Raw genomic sequence first — 19,735 nt, 5'->3', positions numbered from 1 at the left:
CAGAATGGCGAGGGGTGACGGATCATGAGCGACGTTCCGGCGGTGCTGAACGCGATGCGGCTCCTGGAGCGAATTGCCCGCGATTGGCCGGAACCGGTGTCTTCCGGGGCGCTGATCGACGAGCTCGGGCTCAACCGCAGCACGGCCTACAACATCCTCGGCACCCTGCAGCGGGCCGGCTGGACCGCGACCCGCGGCGACCGCGGTGGCTGGTCGCTGGGGCCGCGGCTGCTGTCGATGGCCCGCGTGTCCGAGGACTGGATGACCGACATCGTGCAGCAGGAGCTCGATTCGCTGAGCCAGCGCACGGGTTTCATCGTCTTCGCGGTGCAGCGCCACGGTGCCGCCGAGTACTCCGTGCTGGCGAAGGGTGATCGCGGCAAGGGCGTGCGGATCACCGTCGGCATCGGCGACACGTTCCCCTTCTCCGCGCCCGCGATCATGCGCGCGTTCTACGCGTGGGAGGACCCGGCGAACGTCGAACGGCTCGCGGAGCGTTATGGGCTGGAGGCTTTCACGGCCGAAACCGTGACCACGCGGGTGGCGTTGCGTGAGGAGATGGCTGCCACACGTGAGCGTGGCTACAGCGTCAGTATCAGGGAGTTCGACCTCGGCCAGTCGGGTGTCGCGGCGCCGGTGTTCGACGCTCAGCGGCGCGTGTCGATGGTCGTCTGCACGCTCGCGTTCTCTTCGGACCTGAACGAGTCCACTGTGGATCAACATGGCTCTTTGATCCGCGAATGCGGACTAAGAATCACCGACCGCACCGGAGGTGCGGTTAAAATCGAGTAATAGTTCCGCATCTGCGGAGGTACTGCGATCTTGCCTGGTCGCGCGTTTCTTGACCGCTGTCGACCGGCTCGCTTAATGTGCCGCATGCGGGACTCTATGTCCTCGATAGAGGACAACCTGTCCCGCCCTTCGAATCTCGATCCGGCCCATGGCGGCCCGGAAAGGAGATGGCCGTGAGCGACGTCGCCGTCAAGCCCACCTCGTGGACCAAGACCCTGAACCGCACCCAGTGGCGGTCACTTGTCGCAGCCAACCTCGGTTGGCTGTTCGACGGCTTCGAGACCTACGCCCTGATCCTCACGGCGGCCGTGGTGCTCAAGCGGCTCGACCCCGGCGCGCCCGCGAGCCAGGTCGCCTTCCTGACCGGCGCGACCATCGCCGTGACGCTCCTGGGCTGGGGCTTCGGCGGCATCCTCGGCGGAATCTTCGCCGACTACTTCGGCCGGCGCCGGGCGCTGCTGACGTCGATGGTCCTGTACGCGGCGTTCACGGGCCTGACCGCGGTGTCGTGGTCGTGGACGTCGTTCCTGGTCCTGCGCTTCATCACCGGCTTCGCGCTCGGCTCGGAGTGGGGCACGGGTACGTCGCTGGTCGCCGAGACCTGGCCGGCCAACGCGCGGGCCAAGGCCGCGGGTCTCATGCAATGCGGTCTCGGGCTGGGCTTCTTCATCGCATCGGCCTGCTGGCTGTTCATCGCGCCGCTGGGCGCGGACTCGTGGCGCTACATGTTCCTCATCGGGGTGCTGCCGGCGCTGTTCGCGCTGTGGCTGCGCAAGTCGGTGCCCGAGTCCGAGAACTGGAAGAGCGCGCACAAGCGGCGCAAGGAACTGAAGGAACGCAAGGGCCAGGGGCTCACCGAGCACGAGCAGTCGTTCACGCGGCTCACGTTGCGCCAGATCATGATCGACCCCAAGCTGCGCAAGCTGACCATCCTCGGGTCGCTCATGTCCCTGGTGACCACGCTCGGCTGGTGGGGCATCTCCACCTGGGTGCCCTCGTACGTCGCTTCGGTGGCGGCCCAGAACGGTGCTTCAGGGCAGTCGTGGGCCAGCGCGGCCGGGATGATCTACAACGCGGGCGCCATCGCCGGGTACATCGCGTTCGGCTTCATCGCCGACCGCTTCGGCCGAAAACCCGCGGTGCTGCTGTTCTTCGGTGCGTCGCTGGTGCTCACGCCCGTGTTGTTCCTGTGGACGCACAGCCTCGGCCTGATCGTGGTCGTGCTGGTGATCAACGGCTTCTTCACCCTCGGCCAGTACACGTGGATGCCGGTGTGGCTGCCCGAGTTCTACCCCACGCACCTGCGCGCGACCGGCGCCGCGTTCGTGTTCAACGCCGCACGCTTCATCGCCTTCCTCGGCCCGCTGACCGCGGGCGCGATCATCTCGCAGCTCGGCGGCTACGGCGTGGCCGCCACCGTCGTCGGGCTCATCTACATCCTCGGCCTCGTCGTCGCCCCGTTCTGCCCCGAGACGCGCGGCCAGCAGCTGCCCGACTGATCCTCGCTCATCCCAACCCCCGCGAAAGGCCCCTGCATGTCGACCGTCCGCATCTCCGCCCCGTCCGGCGGGGGCACCGGCGTCCACCCGGCAACCGCGCGCATTCTCGTGTTCGCCTTCCTCGGCACGCTCTTCGACGGTGCGGAGCTGAACCTCGTCGGCTACCCGCTGGCCTACCTGTCGGAAAGCCTGCACGTGAGCACCATCCAGATCGTGCAGGTCGCGACGCTGCAAGGCTTCGCCTCGATCGCGGGCGGCATCCTCGTCGGCTGGCTCGGTGATCTCTACGGCCGCCGCTGGACGTACACGGGCTCGGTGGTCGTCTTCGGGCTCGCCGCGCTGCTGGGCGGGCTCGCGCCGAACTACCTGCTGTTCCTGCTCACGCGGCTGCTCGCCGGCGTCGGCATGGGTGGCCTGTTCGGACTGTCGTACTCGATGTTCGCCGAGGCGTGGAAGACGAGCAAGCGCGGCCTGATGGGCGGCTCGATCCAGTCGATGTACATCGTCGGGCAGATCGTGACCGAGGGCGTCATCTACTTCTGCATCGTCCAGTTCGGCACGGCGTCGGGCTGGCGCGCCGGCTACATCGTGATCGGTGCCGTGACCCTGCTGATCGGTGTGCTGTCGGCGATCATGCTGCCGGAGTCGGAGCAGTGGCGGACCTACCAGCGGGAGCTGCGCGAGGGCCGCGTGCCCGAGGACAAGCGGCGCACCAAGGTGCCGATCTTGGACCTGTTCCGCAACGGCTACGCCGGCGGCACCATCCTGTTCATGGGCATCGCGACGGCTCTGTTCCTCACCACGAACTCGATGATCTCGTACCTGTCGACGTTCCTGATCAAGGTGGAGAAGGTGCCGCTCGGCACGGCCAGCCTGATCGTGTTGCTCAACCTCATCGTCACGGCGGTCACCTATCCGATGGCCGGCGCGCTGTCCGACAAGATCAAGCGCAAGTGGGCCATGTTCGTGGCCGGCGCGTTCGGCGTCATCGGCTTCGCCTGGTTCCTCATCCTCGTGGTGGGCCACAACGCGAAGATCGGGTCGAACTTCTGGGGCGCGCCGACGTTCTGGGCACTGATGTTGTGCGCCGCGGGCGCCAGCGGCTTCGGCGTGCTCGGCGTGTGGATGGCCGAGTTCTTCCCCACGCGCGTGCGCTCCACCGGCTCGAACCTCAGCTACTACGCCGGCCGCGGACTGGGCGCGGGGCTGTTCCCGCTCATCGCCCTGTCGATCGCCGGCACGGTGCCGCTCGCGCTGGCGTTCGGCATCGTCGGCCCGGTCGCGGCGGCAGTGCTCTCTCTGGCCGCGCCCGACTCGACCGGGCGGCGGATCGAAGCCGTCGAGTAGGTCTTCGGTAGCAGGGCTTTGTCAGGTCCGCGGTCGCTCGAGCGACCGCGGACCTGACAAAGCCCTGTCCCGAAGGAAACAACGCTAGAACGGCTTGGTCGCGACCAGTTTGGCCACGGAGAACACGCCGGCGGCCCGAGCCGCGTCGAGCGCGATCTTCGAGTCGTGGAAGAGATCGTTGCGGTCACCTTCGTAGGTGAGCCACTTGTCCCGCTCCTCCTCGGGCGTCGAGCCCCAGCAAGGGCCGGACGGGAAGAGGTCGACCGCTTCGCGCACGTCGAACCCGGCGGAGACCAGCATGGCCCGGTACTGCTCGACGGTGGCGTGGTGCGGGATGCAGAATCCGCGGTTGACCTCGGCCATCACTGCCTCGATCTGCTCAGGGCTGCGGTGTTCGCCCCACGGGCGCTGGATCCAGTCCACGGCGGCCAGGGTGCCGCCCGGGCGCAGCACCCGGAACGCGGCGTTGAAGAAGGCTTGCTTGTCCGGCAGGTGGACCACCGACTCCTGGTAGGTGATGGCCGCGAACGCGGCGTCCGGCCACGCGCCGAGCGTCCGGTACTCGGTGTCCCCGACCGAGTGGAAGAAAGCCTTGTCCGCCAAGCCACGCGCCGCGGCCAGCCGCTGGGCTTTCGCCGTCAGCGCGTCGTTGTTGGAGATGCCGACGAACCGCGCGCCCGACATCTCCGCCATGTTGACCACCGCCCCGCCGACTCCGGAGCCGAAGTCGAGCACGAGGTCGCCGCCGGTGATCCCGGCCGCGGCGACCAGTTGGCGCTGCATGTCCAGCGCGGCTTCCTCTGAGGACAGTCCCGCGTTGTGAGCACGCTCGTCGCCGTGGTGCCAGGCGTCCTGGGGCATCATCACGGCATAGGCGTCGATGGCTGCGTTGTAATAGCCGCGCACGGTCTCTTCGACTCCGCCAGTGTTTGTCACTGAAGTCACTTCTGCACCCCTTCGGAACCGCCTGATGGCGCGAATGATGATGGCATCGGCTTCGGAACGCGTCCAGCCGCCAACCGGGCTGCGCGGTGGGCGCCGACTCGCGTGTGCGCGCCCGCGTACCCGCAGTACCGCTTCGTGTCGATGCGTTGTTCAGGTGAACTCTTTGATCCCGCAAGCACACTCAGGCACAGCTTTTCATGTCCGGATCGCCCCGTCAGACGTAGCGGCGCCGTATTCCTCCGTCTAATCTATCGACGGTTCTCTTGGCTGTCCGCCAACTGGCGGCGGCGGCATTGGGCCGAACGCGCGAAGCACGAATGAATGGTGAATACGGCGTCATGGTCGGAGCGAGTGTGTCGATGGCTGATATGTCGATGTACACCCACCTCAGCGGACAACTCGAGCGGCTTTGTGAAGTAGTCGGTTTCGACGACGCGGACGGCCGTCACCTGGGCTTATTGCGCGGCCTGCTGGGCGCCCAGGGAGAAAGGAGCCTGGCGACCCCGTCTGAATTCCCCTCGAATGTGGCGGACGACACAACTCCCGTCGAATTCTCGCTCGCCTTCGACACCACGGGTGAATGTGTCGTGCGGGTCCTCGGCGAGACCGTCGGGTCGAGGAGCCCCCGTGAGTTCCTCGACGAGGTGGCCGGCGAATACGGCCTGGTCACCGACCGGCTCGACGCTGTCGCCGACCTGTTCCTGCCGCACGAGGAGCGGCAGGGGCCGTTCACGCTGTGGTACTCGCTGATCTTCCGGCCCGGCCGCGCGCCGAAGATCAAGGTCTACCTGAACCCGCAGATCAGCGGTCCCTCGATGGCTGATTCCCTGGTCAGCGAAGGGTTGCGTCGGCTGAACATCGACGAGGCATTCGATTCCATGATCGAGCACGCGCTGCGCCGCGGCGAGCGGGACAACTTTTCCTTCTTCGCGCTCGACCTCGACGACGATCCTCTCGCGCGGGTGAAGGTGTACGTGTCGCACGAGGCCGCGGAATCGGCGGACGTCGAGTTCGCGGCGGAGCTGGTGGCCGGCACCGACCCGCTGCTGATCCGCGAGTTCCTCGCCGTGCTGGGTGGCGGGAAAGGTCCGTTCGAAGCCCGGCCACTGGTCTCCAGCTATTCGTTCGTGGAGGGCTCAGGAGCCCGACCGGCCAACTACAGCGTCTATCTGCCCATTCGCAGCTATGTGCCCGACGATGAAGTGGCCCGCGCCCGCGCGCACGCCGTTCTCGCGCAGTACGGCTTCGACGGGACAAAACTGGACAAAGCCCTGGCAGCGGTTTCGCAGCGCCCGCTGAGCGCCGGTGTCGGGCTGATCGCACACGTCTCTCTGAGAATGGGGGAATTCGGCTCGGGAATCACCGTGTACCTGTCGTCAGAGGCATATCAGGTTCTGCCGGCGCGAAAGAGGCCGGTCCTCGGACCGGTTTCGTGACTGCGGTAGTTTTTCACCGACACCAGACAGTGGAGGAAATACCTGATGCGGACCTTCCCGCCCTACCGCGCCCAGGTTGTCGCGGAAATCCCGGTGACCACCCGCGCGGAGCGTGAACGTGCGCTCGCCGCGGCCGGCTACAACGCGTTCAACCTGCCGGCCAACATGGTCTCGATCGACCTGCTCACGGACTCGGGAACCGGTGCGGTCTCCGCGAAACAGGAGGCGGCGGCCGCGGCCGCGGACCGCTCTTACGCGGGCTCCGAGTCCTTCTTCCGCTTCCGCGAGGCGCTCAGCGAGCTCACGCACTACCCCCACCTCCTGCCGGTGCACCAGGGCCGTGCGGCCGAGCGCGTGCTGTTCACGAACGTGCTCGGGCGAGGCAAGATCTCGGTGAGCAACACGCACTTCGACACCACGCGCGCCAACGTCGAGCTGCTCGGCGCCGAGGCCCGCGACCTGCCGTGCGCGGAGTTCGGTGACCTCGACAGCCTGGAACCGTTCAAGGGCAACATCAACCTCGACGTCCTGGAGCAGCTGCTGACGGGGCCGGAGGCCGGCCGCGTCGGCATGGTGCTCGTCACGATCACCAACAACGGCGGCGGTGGCCAGCCCGTGTCGATGGCGAACCTGGCCGCCGCGAGCCGCCTGGCTCGGGCGCACGGCGTGCCGATCTTCCTCGACGCCGCGCGGTTCGCGGAGAACGCCTGGCTCGTGGTGCAGCGTGAGGAGGGCTACGCGGGCAAGACGCCGCGCGAGGTGGCGGAGGAGGCGTTCGGCCTCGTCGACGGCTGCGTGGCCAGCCTCAAGAAGGACGGCATCTCGCCGATGGGCGCGTTCATCGGTCTGCGCGATCCCGAGCTCGCGCAGCGCTGCGAAGCGCTCCTGATCGCGACCGAGGGGTTTCGCACCTACGGCGGCCTCGGCGCCCACGACCTCGATCGTCTCGCCAGGGGCCTGCGAGAGGTGCTCGACCCGCACTATCTCGAGGCGCGCGCGGCTGAGGCCGCGCGGCTGGCGCAGCTCGCGAACGAGGCGGGCGTGGACATCGTGCAGCCGCCGGGAATCCACGCGCTCTACCTCAACGCCGGCCGCCTGCTGCCGCACCTGCCGGCGAGCCGCTTCCCGGGCCACTCGCTCGCGTGCGAGCTGTACCTGGCGGGCGGGATTCGTTGCGCGGAACTGGGTTCGCTCTACATCGGCGAGCTCGACGAGAACAACGAGCTGGTGACGCCGGCGCCGTTCGAGCTCGTCCGACTGGCGCTGCCGCGCCGGACCTACTCCCGGGGCCACTACGACTACGTCGCCGAGATCCTGGGTGACATCGCGAAGAACCCGGAAAGCGTGCCGGGCTACCGGATCGTCGAGGCGCCGAAGATCCTGCGGCACTTCAACCTGACGATGGCGCCCGTCGCCTGATCCAGTCCACAGTGGAGGGTAGCTTCCAGCTGGGAGCGACCCTCCACTGTGTTTCATGGAAGCCGGTGTTTCCACGGAGGCCGGTGTTTCACGCAGGTTGCGGTACCACTGTCATCGCGTGTTTCACGAGGCGGATCAACGCGATCTTGCTCGAGTCCCGCTGCCGCGCGTCGCACATCACGATCGGCACGCGGTCGGGCACGACCAGCGCTTCCCGGATTTCGTCGGCGGTGTAGCGCGGCGCGTTGTCGAAGCAGTTCACCGCGACGATGAACGGAATCCGCCGGCGCTCGAAGAAGTCGACGGCCGCGAAGCTCGTCTCCAGGCGGCGCGTGTCCGCGAGCACGATGGTCCCGATCGCGCCGCGCGCGAGGTCGTCCCACATGAACCAGAATCGTTCCTGGCCGGGCGTGCCGAAGAGGTACAGCACGTGGCGCGGTGAGATCGTGATGCGCCCGAAGTCGAGGGCGACCGTGGTGGTCTTCTTGCGTTCCACGCCGGACAGGTCGTCGACGCCGTGGCTCGCCTCGGTCAGCACCTCCTCGGTGGACAGCGGCGGGATTTCGCTGACCGAGCCGACCATCGTGGTCTTCCCGGCGCCGAAACCGCCCGCGATGATGATCTTGACCGGTGTCGGGACCGAGTCGGCACCCTTGCCGTCAGAGCTTGATGAGGCCATCGAGAACCGCCTGGAGAGTTTCGTGGTCCGGCGCCTGGGCCGGCTGGTGGGACGGGGACCGCGTGATGACGAGGCCGCGCTCGATCAGGTCGCCGCACAACACGCGGACGACGCCGAGCGGCAGCTTCACGTAGACCGCGATCTCCGCGACCGACAGCGGCCGGCGGCACAGCCGGGTGATCGCCAGGTGCTCCGGACCGAGACCGGCCGGCTCCTGTTCCGACTGCAGGGTCATCACCTGCGTGGACACGTCGAGCTGCGCGCCTTCGGACGGCGTGCGGCCGCTGGTGATCGTGTAGGGCCGCACCAGCGGGCCGGCGGCCTCGTCGTACCAGTTGTCGTCTGTCATGCCGCCTCCGCGGGAACGAGCACGTCGGCGGTGGTCACGTGGCTTCCCTGAGCATGGTGGCGGCTTCCCGCGGCGCCGAGGCGAGGTAGTCGCCGACGCGTTTGACCAGCCGGTTCATCTCATAGGCGATCATCTCCACGTCCACGTCGGCGCCGGCCAGCACCGCGAGGCACGCGCCCTGGCCGGCCGCCGACACGAAGAGGTACCCGCCCTCCATCTCGATCATGTTCTGCAGCACGGGACCCCGGTTGAACTGCCGGCTCACCCCCTTGGCGAGGCTCTGCAGGCTGGACGCGATCGCCGACAACTGGTCGGAGTCGTCCTTGCTCATGCCGCTCGACTTGCCGAGCAGCAACCCGTCGGCGGACAGCACGATGGCGTTCTGCGCGCCGACGACGCGGTGGACGACATCGTCGAGGAGCCAGTTGAGGTCGGGTTTGGAGTTCCCGTACTCGTTCATGCGGAGAGACCTTGACTTTCCTGTGTGGACTTTCCTGTGTGCGGTCGCGGACTAGGCATCGTCGGTGCCGCCACGGGCGCGGCGGGTGCCCTTGTGGAACGCCAGCAGCGTGCGGGCCGTGGCTTCGCCGGTGCCCGCGAGGTCGACGTCCCGGTCGCCCGGGTCGTCCTGCTGCAGCTGGGCGACGAGGTTCTGCTGCGGCTGCCGCCGGGGCAGCCGGGGCCGATCGTCGCCGACCAGCAGGCTCTGATCGGGCTCGCGGGCCGGTTCCACGGCCGCGGCTACCGGTACCTGGACCGGAGCCGGCGGTTGTGACTGCAGGGGTTCCGGCTCGCCCGAGGTGTACGCGCGAGCCGGGTACGGCCTCGGCTTGGCGTCTCGCCTCATCGGGATCTGGCCGGTGAACGAGCTGGTGGGTTCCATGACACGCGGTGAGCCCTCCAGTGCCGGACGCGCGGCACCGCCCACCGGCTCCAGTACCCCGGCTTGCTCACGCGGGGCTTCGGGCCGGAACTCGGCGTTGCCGACGGCGTCGGCCGACTCGTTGCCGGCCAGGTGTTGGGACGGGATCAGCACGGTGGCGCGCGTGCCGCCGTACCGGGACGGGTCGAACGTGACAGTGATGTCGAGCCGCGAAGCCAGGCGCGCGACCACGAACAGGCCGAGGCTGGAGTCGGCCCGCAGCGCCATGGCGTCGAACTCGGGCGCGTCGGCCATCATCGCGTTGGCCCAGTCACGCACCGCTTCCTTCATGCCGAGACCCTGGTCGGAGACGTCGACGACGACGCCGCGCGCGACCATGCGGCTGGTCACCTCGACCGGCGAGCCGGGCGGGGAGAACGACGTGGCGTTGTCCACGAGTTCGGCGATCAGGTGGATGGCGTCGGCCACGGCCGAGCCGACGATCGACACGTCGGGCACCTGCTCCACCTGCACCCGCGAGTACTGCTCGGTCTCGGACACGGCCGCGCGCAGCACTTCCATGAGCGACACCGGCTTGCGCCAGCGCCGGCCGGGCTGCTTGCCACCGAGGATGATCAGGTTTTCCGTGGTGCGGCGCGCGCGGGCGGCGAGGTGGTCGAGCTGGAACAGCGACGCCAGCTGCGTCGAGTTCTCCTCGCGGCTTTCCATCTCGTCGAGGATCTGCAGCTGCCGGTGCACGAGCACCTGGTTGCGGTGCGCGATACCGAGGAACACGTTGTGCACACCGCTTCGCGCCTTCGCCTCGCTCGCCGCCGCGTTGACGGCGGTCAGCTGGGCGGCGTTGAAGGCCTCGGCTACCTGGCCGATCTCGTCGAGGCCGTGGTCGAGCTGGGGCAGCTCGGCGCCGACATCCACGGCTTCGCCGTTCTTGAGCCGGTCGACGATGTTCGGCAGGCGGTTGCGCGCGAGGTCGAGGGAGTCGTTGCGCAGGCGCGCCAGCCGTGTCATCAGGGTGCGGTCGACGAGCGACCGGGACACCCGCACGGCGATGATGATCGCGACCAGCGAGGCGATCAGGGCCGCGATACTGCCGATGATCGCGTTGCGCAACTGCGAGTCGCCGGACTCGATGGCAGCGGCGGACACCTCGTCGCCCTGGGCGATCGTCAGCTGGGTGAGGCTGTTCGAGACCTGGCCGGTGAGGGTCAGCCAGTCCGCTGCCGTGACCGGCACCGTGTCCCGGTCCGCCTGCGTCCACGGGCCGTGCTTCACCAGTGCGCTCTCCGCGTCGGTGAGCTGTTTCCAGCCCGGGCTCGCCACGAGCGCCTGGTAGTCGTCGCGCACCTTGGGCTCGAGGAACGGCGCGATCTGGCTGACCTGCGTGCGGTAGAAGCCCGTCAGCTGTGTGAACTGCACGAAGTCGTCGGGTGCGAAGCTGCCGCTCGCGAGCGCGCTGGTCACCAGCGAGGTCTCGCGCGACATCAGGTCGGTCGCCCGGAACAGTGAGGTCGCGGAGATCGCGCCCTGCACGGCTGTCGCGTCGGGCACGATGCGGGCCTGGGTGTCGAACAGCGTCGACGCCGTGTCGAGCACGCCGTTGAAGTAGGAGTTCACCTGCGCCCGGCCGATGGTGCGGAAGTTGATCTGCGAACGCAGCACCGGCAGCTGGTCGAGCTGCGTCTTCAGCGCGGTGACCTTGTCGGCGATCTCGGCGGGCGCGCTCGAGATGGTGGACGCGAAGGCGTCCTGCATGCCCCTGAGCTTCTCGTCGTTGCCCTTCTGCAGCTGCTGGAGCTCGCCGTTCCCCGCGCTGGGGGTGTCGAGGAACTGAAGCGCCACCTGGCGCTCCTGCTGCAGTGACGACAGCGCCTGGATCGCGGGGATCGACACCTCACGCACGGAGACGGCGACGAGGCGCACGTACAGGCCGTTGATGAAAAAGTACGACGAGACCGCGGCCACCAGCACCAGCAGCGTGATGCTCGGGATGAGAACGGTCCTGGTCAGCCTTTTCCGGATCGACTTGTCGTACGCCTTGCCGGACTCATCTTTGTTCTCCACGACGATTCACGAACTCCTGAGTCACAGTCGGCGAAAAGCCGGAAGCCGGCAGGGGAAGCGGACACGACGGTGGGACCGGGGCGGCCGTCGTCACGAGTCCTCGACTCACCCTTCGTTTCACCACGGAACAGATCAGGGTCCGTTTTTTACCATGAACCGGGGCATCGTGGTGCCGCTGATCGAGCGCTCGACCTGCCGATGTGTGGCCCACCGTGACCCATCACGTCGCGTGAGGGGCCGATTACCGGCATTTCTGGTGGTAATGACCTCGGCAGGCAACCTCTTGGACGTGTGCTGAGCTGAACGGGTGAATGCGAAATCCGGGGGAAGGTGGTGAATCCCACTGGTCGGGTAGTCGCCGAATTGATTTGTCGACAGACGAGTGGGCTGTCCGGTGGGCAGGGCCGGTCAGTGTCCCGTCCGGATTGGTTCGGCGGGTAGCCAAGCCTGCATCAGCGCTGCGTATCGCCGTGAATGGACCAGCAGTTCGGCATGACTGCCGAGCAGCGTCTCCCGTCCGTCGAGCACCAGGACGCTGCGCGCCCGCACGGCGGAGGACAGGCGGTGCGCGATCACGACCAGCGTGCCGCCACGGGTGGTGAAGGCGCGCTCGGCGCGGGCCTCGGCGGCGGGGTCCAAAGTGGACGTCGCTTCGTCGAGGATGACGATGCGGGCCGCGCTCGCGTGGACGCGGGCGAGGGCGATGAGCTGGGCCTCGCCGCCGGAGAGGCCCTCGGCTTCGTGGCCGAGCTCGGCGTCGAGGCCGCCGAGGCGGGTGAGCAGTTCTTCGGCGCCGACGGCTCGGGCGGCGTCGCGAAGGTGCTCGTCCGACGCGGTGGGAGCGAAGAGGCCGAGGTTGTCACGTAGTGTGCCGGCGAAGACGTAGGCCTGCTGGGGGATGAGGGCGATGAGCTCGTGCCGGTTGGCGGCCTCGGCCACGGGCACGCCGTCGAGCAGCACCCGGCCGGCCTGGGGGGTGAGCAGTCCCGTGAGCAGTCCGGCGAGTGTCGACTTGCCGATCCCGCTCGGCCCGACGACGGCGAGGTGATCGCCCGCGCGCAGGTCGAGGTCCAGTCCACGCACGACGGGTTCGGGCGCGGCGCCCCAGCGGAAGGTGAGGCCGCGGACTTCGAGGTCGGCGCCGTGGGCTTCTCGGGTTTCGGGTTTCGGCGGTGGCACCTCGGCGGTCTCGGCCAGCCGCTTGAGCGCCACGATCAGCCTGAGTACAACTGTTCCGGCGGTGGCGGCCAGGCCTCGTAGCGTCGGTTGCATCGTCGTCGCCAGGTAGACCAACGCGCCGAGCGCCGCGCCCGCCGTCAACTCTTGGCTCTCGACCAACCCCGGCGCGACCGCCAGGCTCGCGATCAACGGGACGAACGCCCCGAGCGAGATCACCAACGACCGCGCCGCCCCGGAATGCGCCACTTTGACGGCGGCTTCGGCCTGCTTCTCGACGGCGTCGTACACCGCCAACGCCGCCCCCGGCTCGGCCCCGCACGCCACCACGTCCCGCATCCCGCCGAGCACGGCGCCGGTGGTCTCGGCGGTCCGCTCGTCGGCCAGCACCAGCGCCCGCTGCCTCCGCGCGAGCGACGGCAACAGCGCCGCGAACACCGCGACGGCGACCACCACGGGCACCGCCACCGGCAGCAGCAGCTGCCCCGCGACGGTCGCCAGCCCCACGATCGCCGCCGCCGTCGTCACGACCATCGCGCGCGCCTGCACGAGCAGTCCCGCCGTGGCGTCGCGCACCACCTCCACGTGCTGCGTGATCCTCGCGACGCCACTCGCGTCGGCCGCGTTCCGCGGCGGGTTGGGGTCGTGCAGCACGCCCCGCACCACGGCCGTCACCAGCGCGTCCCGCAGCGGCTCCACCACCTGGCCGAGCTGCCGCCACACCAACCGCGACCCGAACGCCCCGGCCAGCGCCGCCACCCCGAACAACGCGAGATAACCGACGCCGGCCTTCGGCGCCCCCACCGCGAACCCCCGGTCGACGGCCAGCTCGACCAACCGCCCGGAGAAGAACGCGGGAGCCCCTTCGAGCGCGGAACAGGCCAGGAGGACGAGGCCGCCGCGCCATTGCTGTAGGAGGGTGGCCCGGTAGAGGTGAGTGACGCTCATCCCGCCTCCTTCGCGGGGTGCTTGGATCCGCCGTTTTGTTGCTGGTCGGTTGGGTTCGTGTGGCCGCGCTGGGCGAGTGGCGTTGCGGGTGGTGCCGCGAGCGGCGAGGCGGCGCGCGGTTGGTGCGGGGGAGTGGTGCGGTCGAGGTTGCTGCCGCTTGACCCACGGTGTTCGCGTTGCCGGCCGGCGGGATTCGTGTGGCCGCGCTGGCGATGTTGCGCTGCGGGTCGTCCCGCGAGCGGCAAGGCGGCGCGGGGTTGGCGGGCGGGTGTCGTGCGGTCGATGTCGTCGGTCATCCCGCCTCCTCCGTGAACACGGCGCGGTACCGCGGGTCCTGGCACAGCTGGGCGTGCGGGGCGACGGCTCTGACGTGGCCGTCGTCGAGCCAGACGACGGTGTCGGCGCGGGAGGCGAGGGTGGCGCGGTGGGTGACGGCCACCAGGGTTCGTGCGCCGACGTCGGCGAGGGCGGACTGTTCGGTGACGGTGTCGAGGCTGGCGGTGGCGTCGTCGAGGAGGAGGACGCGCGGGTGGTGCACGATGGCCCGCGCGAGGCCCACGCGTGCCGCTTCTCCGCCCGAGAGCGGGGTTTCGGCGAGCGGCGTGTGGTAGCCGTGGGGGAGGCGGGTGATGACGTCGTGGATGCGGGCGGTGCGGCAGGCCGTGCGGACGGCGGTGTCGCCGGCCCAGCTGCCGTAGCCCACGGCGTCGGCGACGGTGGTGCCGAGCAGGTGCGGCCGGGCGAAGCCGTAGCCCATCACGGCGCGGAGTTCCTCGGGGCGCAGGGTGGTGAGGTCGCGGCCGTCGAGGTGGGCTTCGCCGGCGTCGGGAGTGGTGAGGCCGCCGAGGAGACTGACCACAGTGGACTTTCCGGAGCCGGATTTCCCCACTATGGCGGTGAACGTACCGCCGGGGATGGTGAGCGTGGTGGGGTGCAGGGCGCCTTGGACGGTGGCGTTGTGGAGGGTGAGCGTCCCGTTGCCGGGCAGGAGGCCGAGCTTGCCGCGCTCGGGCGTGGGGACGTCGAGGACCTCGGCGACGCGCTGGGCGCAGCTTCGGGTCCGCGAAACCGTGGTGAGCAACGGGATTTGCGTCACGATCCCCATGCCGAGGGCGACGTAGCCGAGGGCGGCGAGCACGTCGCCGACCGTCAGCCGGTGCGCGAGGACCCCGAACCCCGCCGCGGTGAGCGCCGCCAGCTCCACGGCCGGCAACAGCAACGCGGCGCGCCACACCATCTTCGCCTGTGTCCGCCACATCCCGCGACCGGCAAGACTGAGCCGGGGTAACGGTTTCAGCACCCGCTCGGCCTCCTGGTCCGCGGTCCCGGAGGCGGCGATCGTGGCGAGCCCGGCGTTGGCGTCGAGCAGCCGCGCCGCGAGCTCGCCGGAGACGCGCTGGTAGGTGAGGACGTCGTCGGCCGTGTTCTTGAGGTGCGACCGCGCGAGGAGCAGCGCCACGGGAATGCTGCCGAGGAACACGAGCGCCAGCCGCCAGTCGAGGACCGCGAGCAACACGATGGCACCCACCGAGATCACGGCGGCGGACACCAGCTGCACGACGACCGGCACGATACTGCCCGCCCCCACGGCGTCCCCGGCCATCCGGCTCACTGCATCCCCTTCGGCGAACGGGGTCTTCGTCCGCTGGGCCAGCAGCCGATCGATCATCCTGCGCCGCAGCCACGCGCCGGCACCACTGGTGACCCTCACGACGACCACCCCGCCCACCACGTCGGCCACGATCTCAGCCCCACCGACGACGACCAGCCAGGCAACCTGTTTCGCGGCGCCCCTGCCGCTGATCACGGCATCGGTGGCACCCGCCAACGCCCCGGGCAACAACAAACTCGCCCCCACCGCGACAAGCCCGACCACGACGAGCACCCCGACCCGCCACGGATCCCGCTTCGCGACTTCGCCCAGCAGCCGATCGCCGGGTGCCGCTGGTTTCCTGGCCTTTCGCTTGTGTTTTGCCACGGACTCCGGCAAGTCGGGTGCTGGTTCGGCAACTTGCCGCGCAGCTACGCCAGATGCCGGCCTCGCTCGTGCCGCTCGGCCGTGGTGTGCCATGGGCTGTGGCAAGTCCGGGCGGAGTTCGGCACCTTGCCGTTCGACTCCGCTGCCTGCCGGTCGTGCGGCACGGTCTCGGTGTGCCGTTGGCTGTGGCAAGTCAGTGCGGGTATCGGCAACGTGCCGTTCGGGGGTGGTGCTTGCCGGTGGCTGAGGAGCCGCGGGGTGGCGGTGTGCCGTCGGCTGTGGCAAGGGCGAGTGTGGAGTGGCAACTTGCCAGACCGCAGCCGAGCCTGCCGAATCGGGGCGGGGCGCACCGGTGGGGCCGGTGGTAGGCACCGCGTCGACGGGACCGTCGGAAGGTGCTCCGTACCCCGGCATCTCACTCCTCGTCCAACGAGTCCAACGAGTCCAACGAGTCCAACGAGTCCAACGAGTCCAACCAGCCGACTAGCCAACCAGCCCAACCAACCGCCGACCGCGCAGCAGAACCCAGCGAACCCGGTGCCCAAACCCCCGGCACCGGGGCAGAATGATGAGGCGGGAGCGGCGCACTTGGCCTGCGCCGCTCCCGCACCCGGTCCGTGACACTCGAAGAGCGTCAGAAGGTCGACAAGGATCGAAGGGTCAGTAGGTCAGCTAACTCAGTGGCAGGTCAGCAGGCTGAGCGTGCTGTGCGCGCACGAAGCCAGCAGGCTCAGGTTGCTCGGCGCCCGTGGCCGTGACCGTGACCGCCGCCGTGGCCTTCGAGGGCTTCGGGGGCTTCCAGGGCCTGCAGGTCGAGAACCAGTTCCATGGTGATCCCTTCTCGTGTTCTTCCGCCGGCCATCAGCGGCCGGAGGTGTGGGGGGACGGCGTGGCGCCCAGGAACGGCAGCACCTCCGAGCCGTCCAGCAGGGCCGACAGCGCGAGCAGCACACCCGCGCTCCCGGTGGTGACGTCGGTGGACAGCCGCAGCAGCTGGTTGCCCGGGAAGGCCAGACCCCCGCGGTACGGGACGGCGTGCCACGCCAGGCGCGCCAGGTGCAGGTCGATGGCCGAGCGAACCCGGTCAGGAGGCGAAGCGTCGAACGACAACGCCGCCATCAGGCCCGCTCGGCCGTGCAGCAGGCTGGGCTGGATCACGAACTCGCCGCGGCACGCCTCGCGCAGCGCGGGCAGATTCGAGCACGCCAAGGCGGCAGGCGAAACGCGCGCCAGCTGCTCCAGCACCAGCAAGATCCCGGCGCTGCCGATCCCGGCATACGGCAGCGTTCGCCGCTCGCCGTCGCGGACCTGGAGGGAGGCGTCGTCCGCGGTGTCGCATTCTTCGAGGTCGCGGCGCAGCGCCTGGTCCGCGAACGACAGCCACGCGGGCTCACCGGTCCGCTCGTACAGCCGGATGAACAGCAACGCCGGCCCCGACCAGCCGCTCAACAGCCCCGCCCGCGCGAACTTCCCCGGCGGCGCGGCCGTCTCCAACGTCTCGGCGAGCCGCACGGCGGTGGCCAACGCCTGGCGCCCGTATTCGTTGTCGCCGCGCGAAGTCGCGAAGTGCAGCTGGGTCAAGGCGATCCCCGCGAGGCCGCCCTCGAGCGCGTGGTCAGTGGTCTGGTCCACCAACGCCCGAGACGAGGCCAGCAATGCCGAAGCCGCGTCGTGGTGGCCGAAGCGCTCGAGCACGTACGCGATCCCGTGGCTGCCGTCGAAGAACCCCGGCCGTGCGGGTGGCTCGCGGCGCACGGCGTCGAGCAGCCACTGCTCGTGCTCCGGGAACCGACCGGCCCCGGCCACGTCCAGCGCCCACAGCACACCCGCCGCGCCGAAGCCGAAACACGCGCCGCCCACCCGGAACTGCTCGATGTCGCCCGGGAACAACCGGTCCAGTCGCGACGGGGTCGCCGAAGCGAGAATGCCCTCCACGACCTGTTTGCGCACCAGAGTCCAGTCGGGGCGCTCCTCGTCGAGCGCGGTGTGGGTCACGCCGACGCCCGGCGAGCCAAGCACCCGCACCAGCTCGTCCGCGTACCCGTCCGGCAGCCCGAACCGCCATTGCGCGAACTCGGCCGCGCCCCGCAGCTTCGCCGGCGCCAGCTCCAGCAGTGCTGCCAACGGCAGGAACAGCCACAGCCGCAGCATCGCCAGCGCGTACCGGTCGATGTCGAACCCGTGCCGGTCGGCCGGCGCGCGGAAGCCGGGCGCACCCAGCGCCGGCCGCGATCCCGAGGCGACGTCGAAGGCCATCTCGAAGTCGATCAGCGACACCGTGTCGTCGTCGGCCACCAGCACGTTCAGCGCGTGCAGGTCACCGAACACCACCCCGCGTTCGTGCAGGTCGGCGACGATCCGCTCCACCTGCGCGAGCACCCCCAGCGCCCGGTCGCGGTACGCCAGCAGGTCGGCCTCGCTGCTGTCGCGGCGCGTGAGCGGGTAGTGCAGCGCGAGCCAGCTGCCCAGCGACGTGCCCGGCATCCGCTGCATCGCCAGGTAGTGGTGCTCCCACACGGTGAAGCGCTCGTACGCGTCCGGAACGCCCGGAACGTCCGCCAGCCGCCGCAGCACCTCGTGCTCGCGCCGCAACCGTTCGACGGCGTCCACCAGCTCGCGGTCCAGCCCGGCGTGGGGCCGGGCCTCCTTGAGCACGACTTCCGCCCCATCCGCCTTGCGCTCGGCCAGGTACACGCCGCCGCCGTTGGAGAAGTGCAGGGAGCTCGTCACGCGGTACGGGAACTGCCCCGGATCGCCGCCTTTGCGGGCCGCGACACTCGCGTCCAGGCATGCCGGAATCTTCACCCAATCGGGTACCGAGAAAACGGGCTCACGCCGGTCGGGCACGGGTGTACCGTCGGGTTTGCGGATCGCGAGCACCCGAGTGCCGTCGTGTTCCACCCATTGTTCGGCGAATCCACCATAACGTACGTATAACGGTCCGGATTCGTAACGAAGGTCGCTGAGCACATAAGCGCCGTGTTCGCCACTCAGCCGCTCGGAAAGATCTCGAAGAACCCGCGCCAGTTCGCACTCGTCGAGCGAATAAAGCGTGATCAACTTGCCGCTTCCGTCGCGAGATGCGTATTTCGAATTCCGCGCCAGCAGGATGGTCCGTGATCGCAGGTGCTTGAACGCAAGGCGATGGTCCACGCAGTACTCGTGCACCGTCGACAGTACGCGGTCCGCATTGTCCATTCCGGCCGAAACGTGGACCTTCCAGCCCTGTTCCGGCAGGTCAACGCCCTGCGGGTGCAGCACGCGCCAGATGCCGCGGGTGGCCACCGTCCACATCGGTCCCGGCGTCGGCAGCCCGGCGGCGAAGTCGTCGGCAGGCGCTCGGGTTTCGCGTTGTTCGTCGAAGAACAGCGGATCCGCGAAGCAGAAAGCTTCATACCGCATGTCCATGAAACCGCACCCTCCGCGTACTTCCGCACTTCCTGACGAGGAATATTCCCGCACGCCGGAGGTGCGTAGGCCAATCCGCCAACCCGGGGGTTCGGCTGGGCTGATCAGGGTAGGCGGAAGTGCTGGGGGAGTCCGAAAGCGGAGACCCTGTGTGATTTCACGGATTACTCGACCACTCGGTCGTGGTGTAACACCCGGCGCTGCGCATTGTTCATGCAGGTCCGGCGAAGCGCGGCATAACTGTACCCCGAAATTGGCAGAATGCCATCAACGGATTCCGGTGTCCGATTTCGACGGCCACGCCGACCTGGGGGCGGGCTCAGTCCACAGGAGACCGACGGCCGTGGCGCCGGCCACGTCGGCAGCCCTCGGCGAACAGCCCCGGAAACGCCAGCGGGTACCTTGTGGCCAGCGCGGCAGAAGGAGGAACGGGTGATTCTCGGTTTCGCGGTGGCGGTGGCGGTGTGCGCACTGCTGGTCGCGCTGTGGAGCTTCGTGCAGGCCGCGCGCAAGCGCCTGCCGGACACCCCGCTGCTCGTCGCGCTCGGTGTGGTGGAGGTGCTGCTCGTCGCCCAGCTCGTGGTCGGCATCGTGCTGCTCGCGAGCGGCGAGAAGCCGGGCAGCCTCGCCACGTTCCTGGCCTACCTGATCGGCTGCCTGGTCGTGCTGCCGGTCGGCGCGGCGTGGGCGCTGGCCGAGCGGAGCCGGTCGAGCACGGTCGTGCTCGGCATCGCCTGCCTGGCCATCCCGGTGATGGTGCTGCGACTGAACGAGGTGTGGAGTGGAGCAAGCGCGTAAGACGGCCACGGGCCCGG

Annotated in this window: 17 protein-coding genes; 6 read left to right on the top strand and 11 right to left on the bottom strand. The window is 69.1% G+C overall.

The window, feature by feature from the left end:
• Positions 1-24: 24 nt before the first annotated feature.
• From QRX50_RS05985 to QRX50_RS05975, 3 genes are all read left to right on the top strand, one after another.
• Positions 25-792 carry an IclR family transcriptional regulator gene (locus QRX50_RS05985; protein WP_285970959.1) on the top strand — a complete coding sequence of 256 codons (768 nt, stop codon included), beginning with the start codon at positions 25-27 and terminating at the stop codon, positions 790-792.
• Between the two features lie 173 nt (positions 793-965).
• Complete coding sequence (locus QRX50_RS05980) at positions 966-2,291, top strand: MFS transporter (protein WP_285970958.1); 1,326 nt, start codon at positions 966-968, stop codon at positions 2,289-2,291.
• Positions 2,292-2,327: 36 nt separating this feature from the next.
• Positions 2,328-3,638 (top strand): MFS transporter, encoded by a 1,311-nt coding sequence (locus QRX50_RS05975; RefSeq protein ID WP_285970957.1) that lies wholly within the window; start codon positions 2,328-2,330, stop codon positions 3,636-3,638.
• An 84-nt stretch (positions 3,639-3,722) separates the two neighbouring features.
• Here the strand turns inward: QRX50_RS05975 and QRX50_RS05970 are convergent, their stop codons facing one another.
• Positions 3,723-4,583 carry an SAM-dependent methyltransferase gene (locus QRX50_RS05970; protein WP_285970956.1) on the bottom strand — a complete coding sequence of 287 codons (861 nt, stop codon included), beginning with the start codon at positions 4,581-4,583 and terminating at the stop codon, positions 3,723-3,725.
• Positions 4,584-4,846: 263 nt separating this feature from the next.
• Between QRX50_RS05970 and QRX50_RS05965 the strand changes: the two genes are divergently transcribed.
• Together QRX50_RS05965 and QRX50_RS05960 are read left to right on the top strand one after the other, a co-directional pair.
• On the top strand, positions 4,847-6,019 hold the full coding sequence (locus tag QRX50_RS05965; protein ID WP_353074095.1) for a tryptophan dimethylallyltransferase family protein: 1,173 nt from the start codon (positions 4,847-4,849) through the stop codon (positions 6,017-6,019).
• A 45-nt stretch (positions 6,020-6,064) separates the two neighbouring features.
• Positions 6,065-7,438, top strand: coding sequence for a tryptophanase (locus QRX50_RS05960; protein WP_285970955.1), 1,374 nt, complete (start codon positions 6,065-6,067; stop codon positions 7,436-7,438).
• Positions 7,439-7,526: 88 nt separating this feature from the next.
• On the opposite strand, the gene QRX50_RS05955 is transcribed toward QRX50_RS05960, so the two are convergent.
• The 10 genes from QRX50_RS05955 to lanKC form a co-directional block, all read right to left on the bottom strand.
• A complete protein-coding gene (locus QRX50_RS05955; RefSeq protein WP_285970954.1) occupies positions 7,527-8,117 on the bottom strand; it encodes a GTP-binding protein in 591 nt (196 codons plus the stop codon).
• On the bottom strand, positions 8,098-8,466 hold the full coding sequence (locus tag QRX50_RS05950; protein WP_285970953.1) for a DUF742 domain-containing protein: 369 nt from the start codon (positions 8,464-8,466) through the stop codon (positions 8,098-8,100). Before QRX50_RS05950 ends, QRX50_RS05955 begins: the two co-directional genes overlap by 20 nt.
• Before the next feature lie 34 nt (positions 8,467-8,500).
• Entirely contained in the window at positions 8,501-8,926 is a 426-nt protein-coding gene (locus QRX50_RS05945; protein ID WP_285970952.1) for a roadblock/LC7 domain-containing protein, read from the bottom strand.
• A 51-nt stretch (positions 8,927-8,977) separates the two neighbouring features.
• Positions 8,978-11,410, bottom strand: coding sequence for a sensor histidine kinase (locus QRX50_RS05940; protein WP_285970951.1), 2,433 nt, complete (start codon positions 11,408-11,410; stop codon positions 8,978-8,980).
• A gap of 408 nt (positions 11,411-11,818) precedes the next feature.
• Entirely contained in the window at positions 11,819-13,534 is a 1,716-nt protein-coding gene (locus QRX50_RS05935; protein ID WP_285970950.1) for an ATP-binding cassette domain-containing protein, read from the bottom strand.
• Entirely contained in the window at positions 13,531-13,830 is a 300-nt protein-coding gene (locus QRX50_RS05930) for a hypothetical protein (protein ID WP_285970949.1), read from the bottom strand. Before QRX50_RS05930 ends, QRX50_RS05935 begins: the two co-directional genes overlap by 4 nt.
• Complete coding sequence (locus tag QRX50_RS05925) at positions 13,827-15,419, bottom strand: ABC transporter ATP-binding protein (protein ID WP_285974368.1); 1,593 nt, start codon at positions 15,417-15,419, stop codon at positions 13,827-13,829. The genes QRX50_RS05930 and QRX50_RS05925 overlap by 4 nt, the downstream gene beginning before the upstream one ends.
• A gap of 770 nt (positions 15,420-16,189) precedes the next feature.
• Complete coding sequence (locus QRX50_RS49430; RefSeq protein ID WP_353074148.1) at positions 16,190-16,237, bottom strand: hypothetical protein; 48 nt, start codon at positions 16,235-16,237, stop codon at positions 16,190-16,192.
• A gap of 5 nt (positions 16,238-16,242) precedes the next feature.
• Complete coding sequence (locus tag QRX50_RS05920) at positions 16,243-16,341, bottom strand: SapB/AmfS family lanthipeptide (protein WP_353074205.1); 99 nt, start codon at positions 16,339-16,341, stop codon at positions 16,243-16,245.
• 32 nt (positions 16,342-16,373) lie between these two features.
• Positions 16,374-18,920 (bottom strand): class III lanthionine synthetase LanKC, encoded by a 2,547-nt coding sequence (gene lanKC / locus QRX50_RS05915; protein ID WP_285970948.1) that lies wholly within the window; start codon positions 18,918-18,920, stop codon positions 16,374-16,376.
• A gap of 432 nt (positions 18,921-19,352) precedes the next feature.
• Between lanKC and QRX50_RS05910 the strand changes: the two genes are divergently transcribed.
• Positions 19,353-19,718, top strand: coding sequence for a hypothetical protein (locus QRX50_RS05910; RefSeq protein WP_285970947.1), 366 nt, complete (start codon positions 19,353-19,355; stop codon positions 19,716-19,718).
• Positions 19,719-19,735: the final 17 nt, after the last annotated feature.

Source organism: Amycolatopsis sp. 2-15 (genome assembly GCF_030285625.1).
Classification (GTDB): domain Bacteria; phylum Actinomycetota; class Actinomycetes; order Mycobacteriales; family Pseudonocardiaceae; genus Amycolatopsis; species Amycolatopsis carbonis.
This window is presented reverse-complemented; position numbering and strand designations above follow the sequence as displayed.

Bases quoted from the DNA above. Each gene is read 5' to 3' on its own strand.
- lanKC (WP_285970948.1), bottom strand. From the start codon at position 18,920: ATGGACATGCGGTATGAAGCTTTCTGCTTCGCGGATCCGCTGTTCTTC.
- QRX50_RS05975 (WP_285970957.1), top strand. From the start codon at position 2,328: ATGTCGACCGTCCGCATCTCCGCCCCGTCCGGCGGGGGCACCGGCGTC.
- QRX50_RS05985 (WP_285970959.1), top strand. From the start codon at position 25: ATGAGCGACGTTCCGGCGGTGCTGAACGCGATGCGGCTCCTGGAGCGA.
- QRX50_RS05950 (WP_285970953.1), bottom strand. From the start codon at position 8,466: ATGACAGACGACAACTGGTACGACGAGGCCGCCGGCCCGCTGGTGCGG.
- QRX50_RS05945 (WP_285970952.1), bottom strand. From the start codon at position 8,926: ATGAACGAGTACGGGAACTCCAAACCCGACCTCAACTGGCTCCTCGAC.
- QRX50_RS05920 (WP_353074205.1), bottom strand. From the start codon at position 16,341: ATGGAACTGGTTCTCGACCTGCAGGCCCTGGAAGCCCCCGAAGCCCTC.
- QRX50_RS05955 (WP_285970954.1), bottom strand. From the start codon at position 8,117: ATGGCCTCATCAAGCTCTGACGGCAAGGGTGCCGACTCGGTCCCGACA.
- QRX50_RS05930 (WP_285970949.1), bottom strand. From the start codon at position 13,830: ATGACCGACGACATCGACCGCACGACACCCGCCCGCCAACCCCGCGCC.
- QRX50_RS05960 (WP_285970955.1), top strand. From the start codon at position 6,065: ATGCGGACCTTCCCGCCCTACCGCGCCCAGGTTGTCGCGGAAATCCCG.
- QRX50_RS05935 (WP_285970950.1), bottom strand. From the start codon at position 13,534: ATGAGCGTCACTCACCTCTACCGGGCCACCCTCCTACAGCAATGGCGC.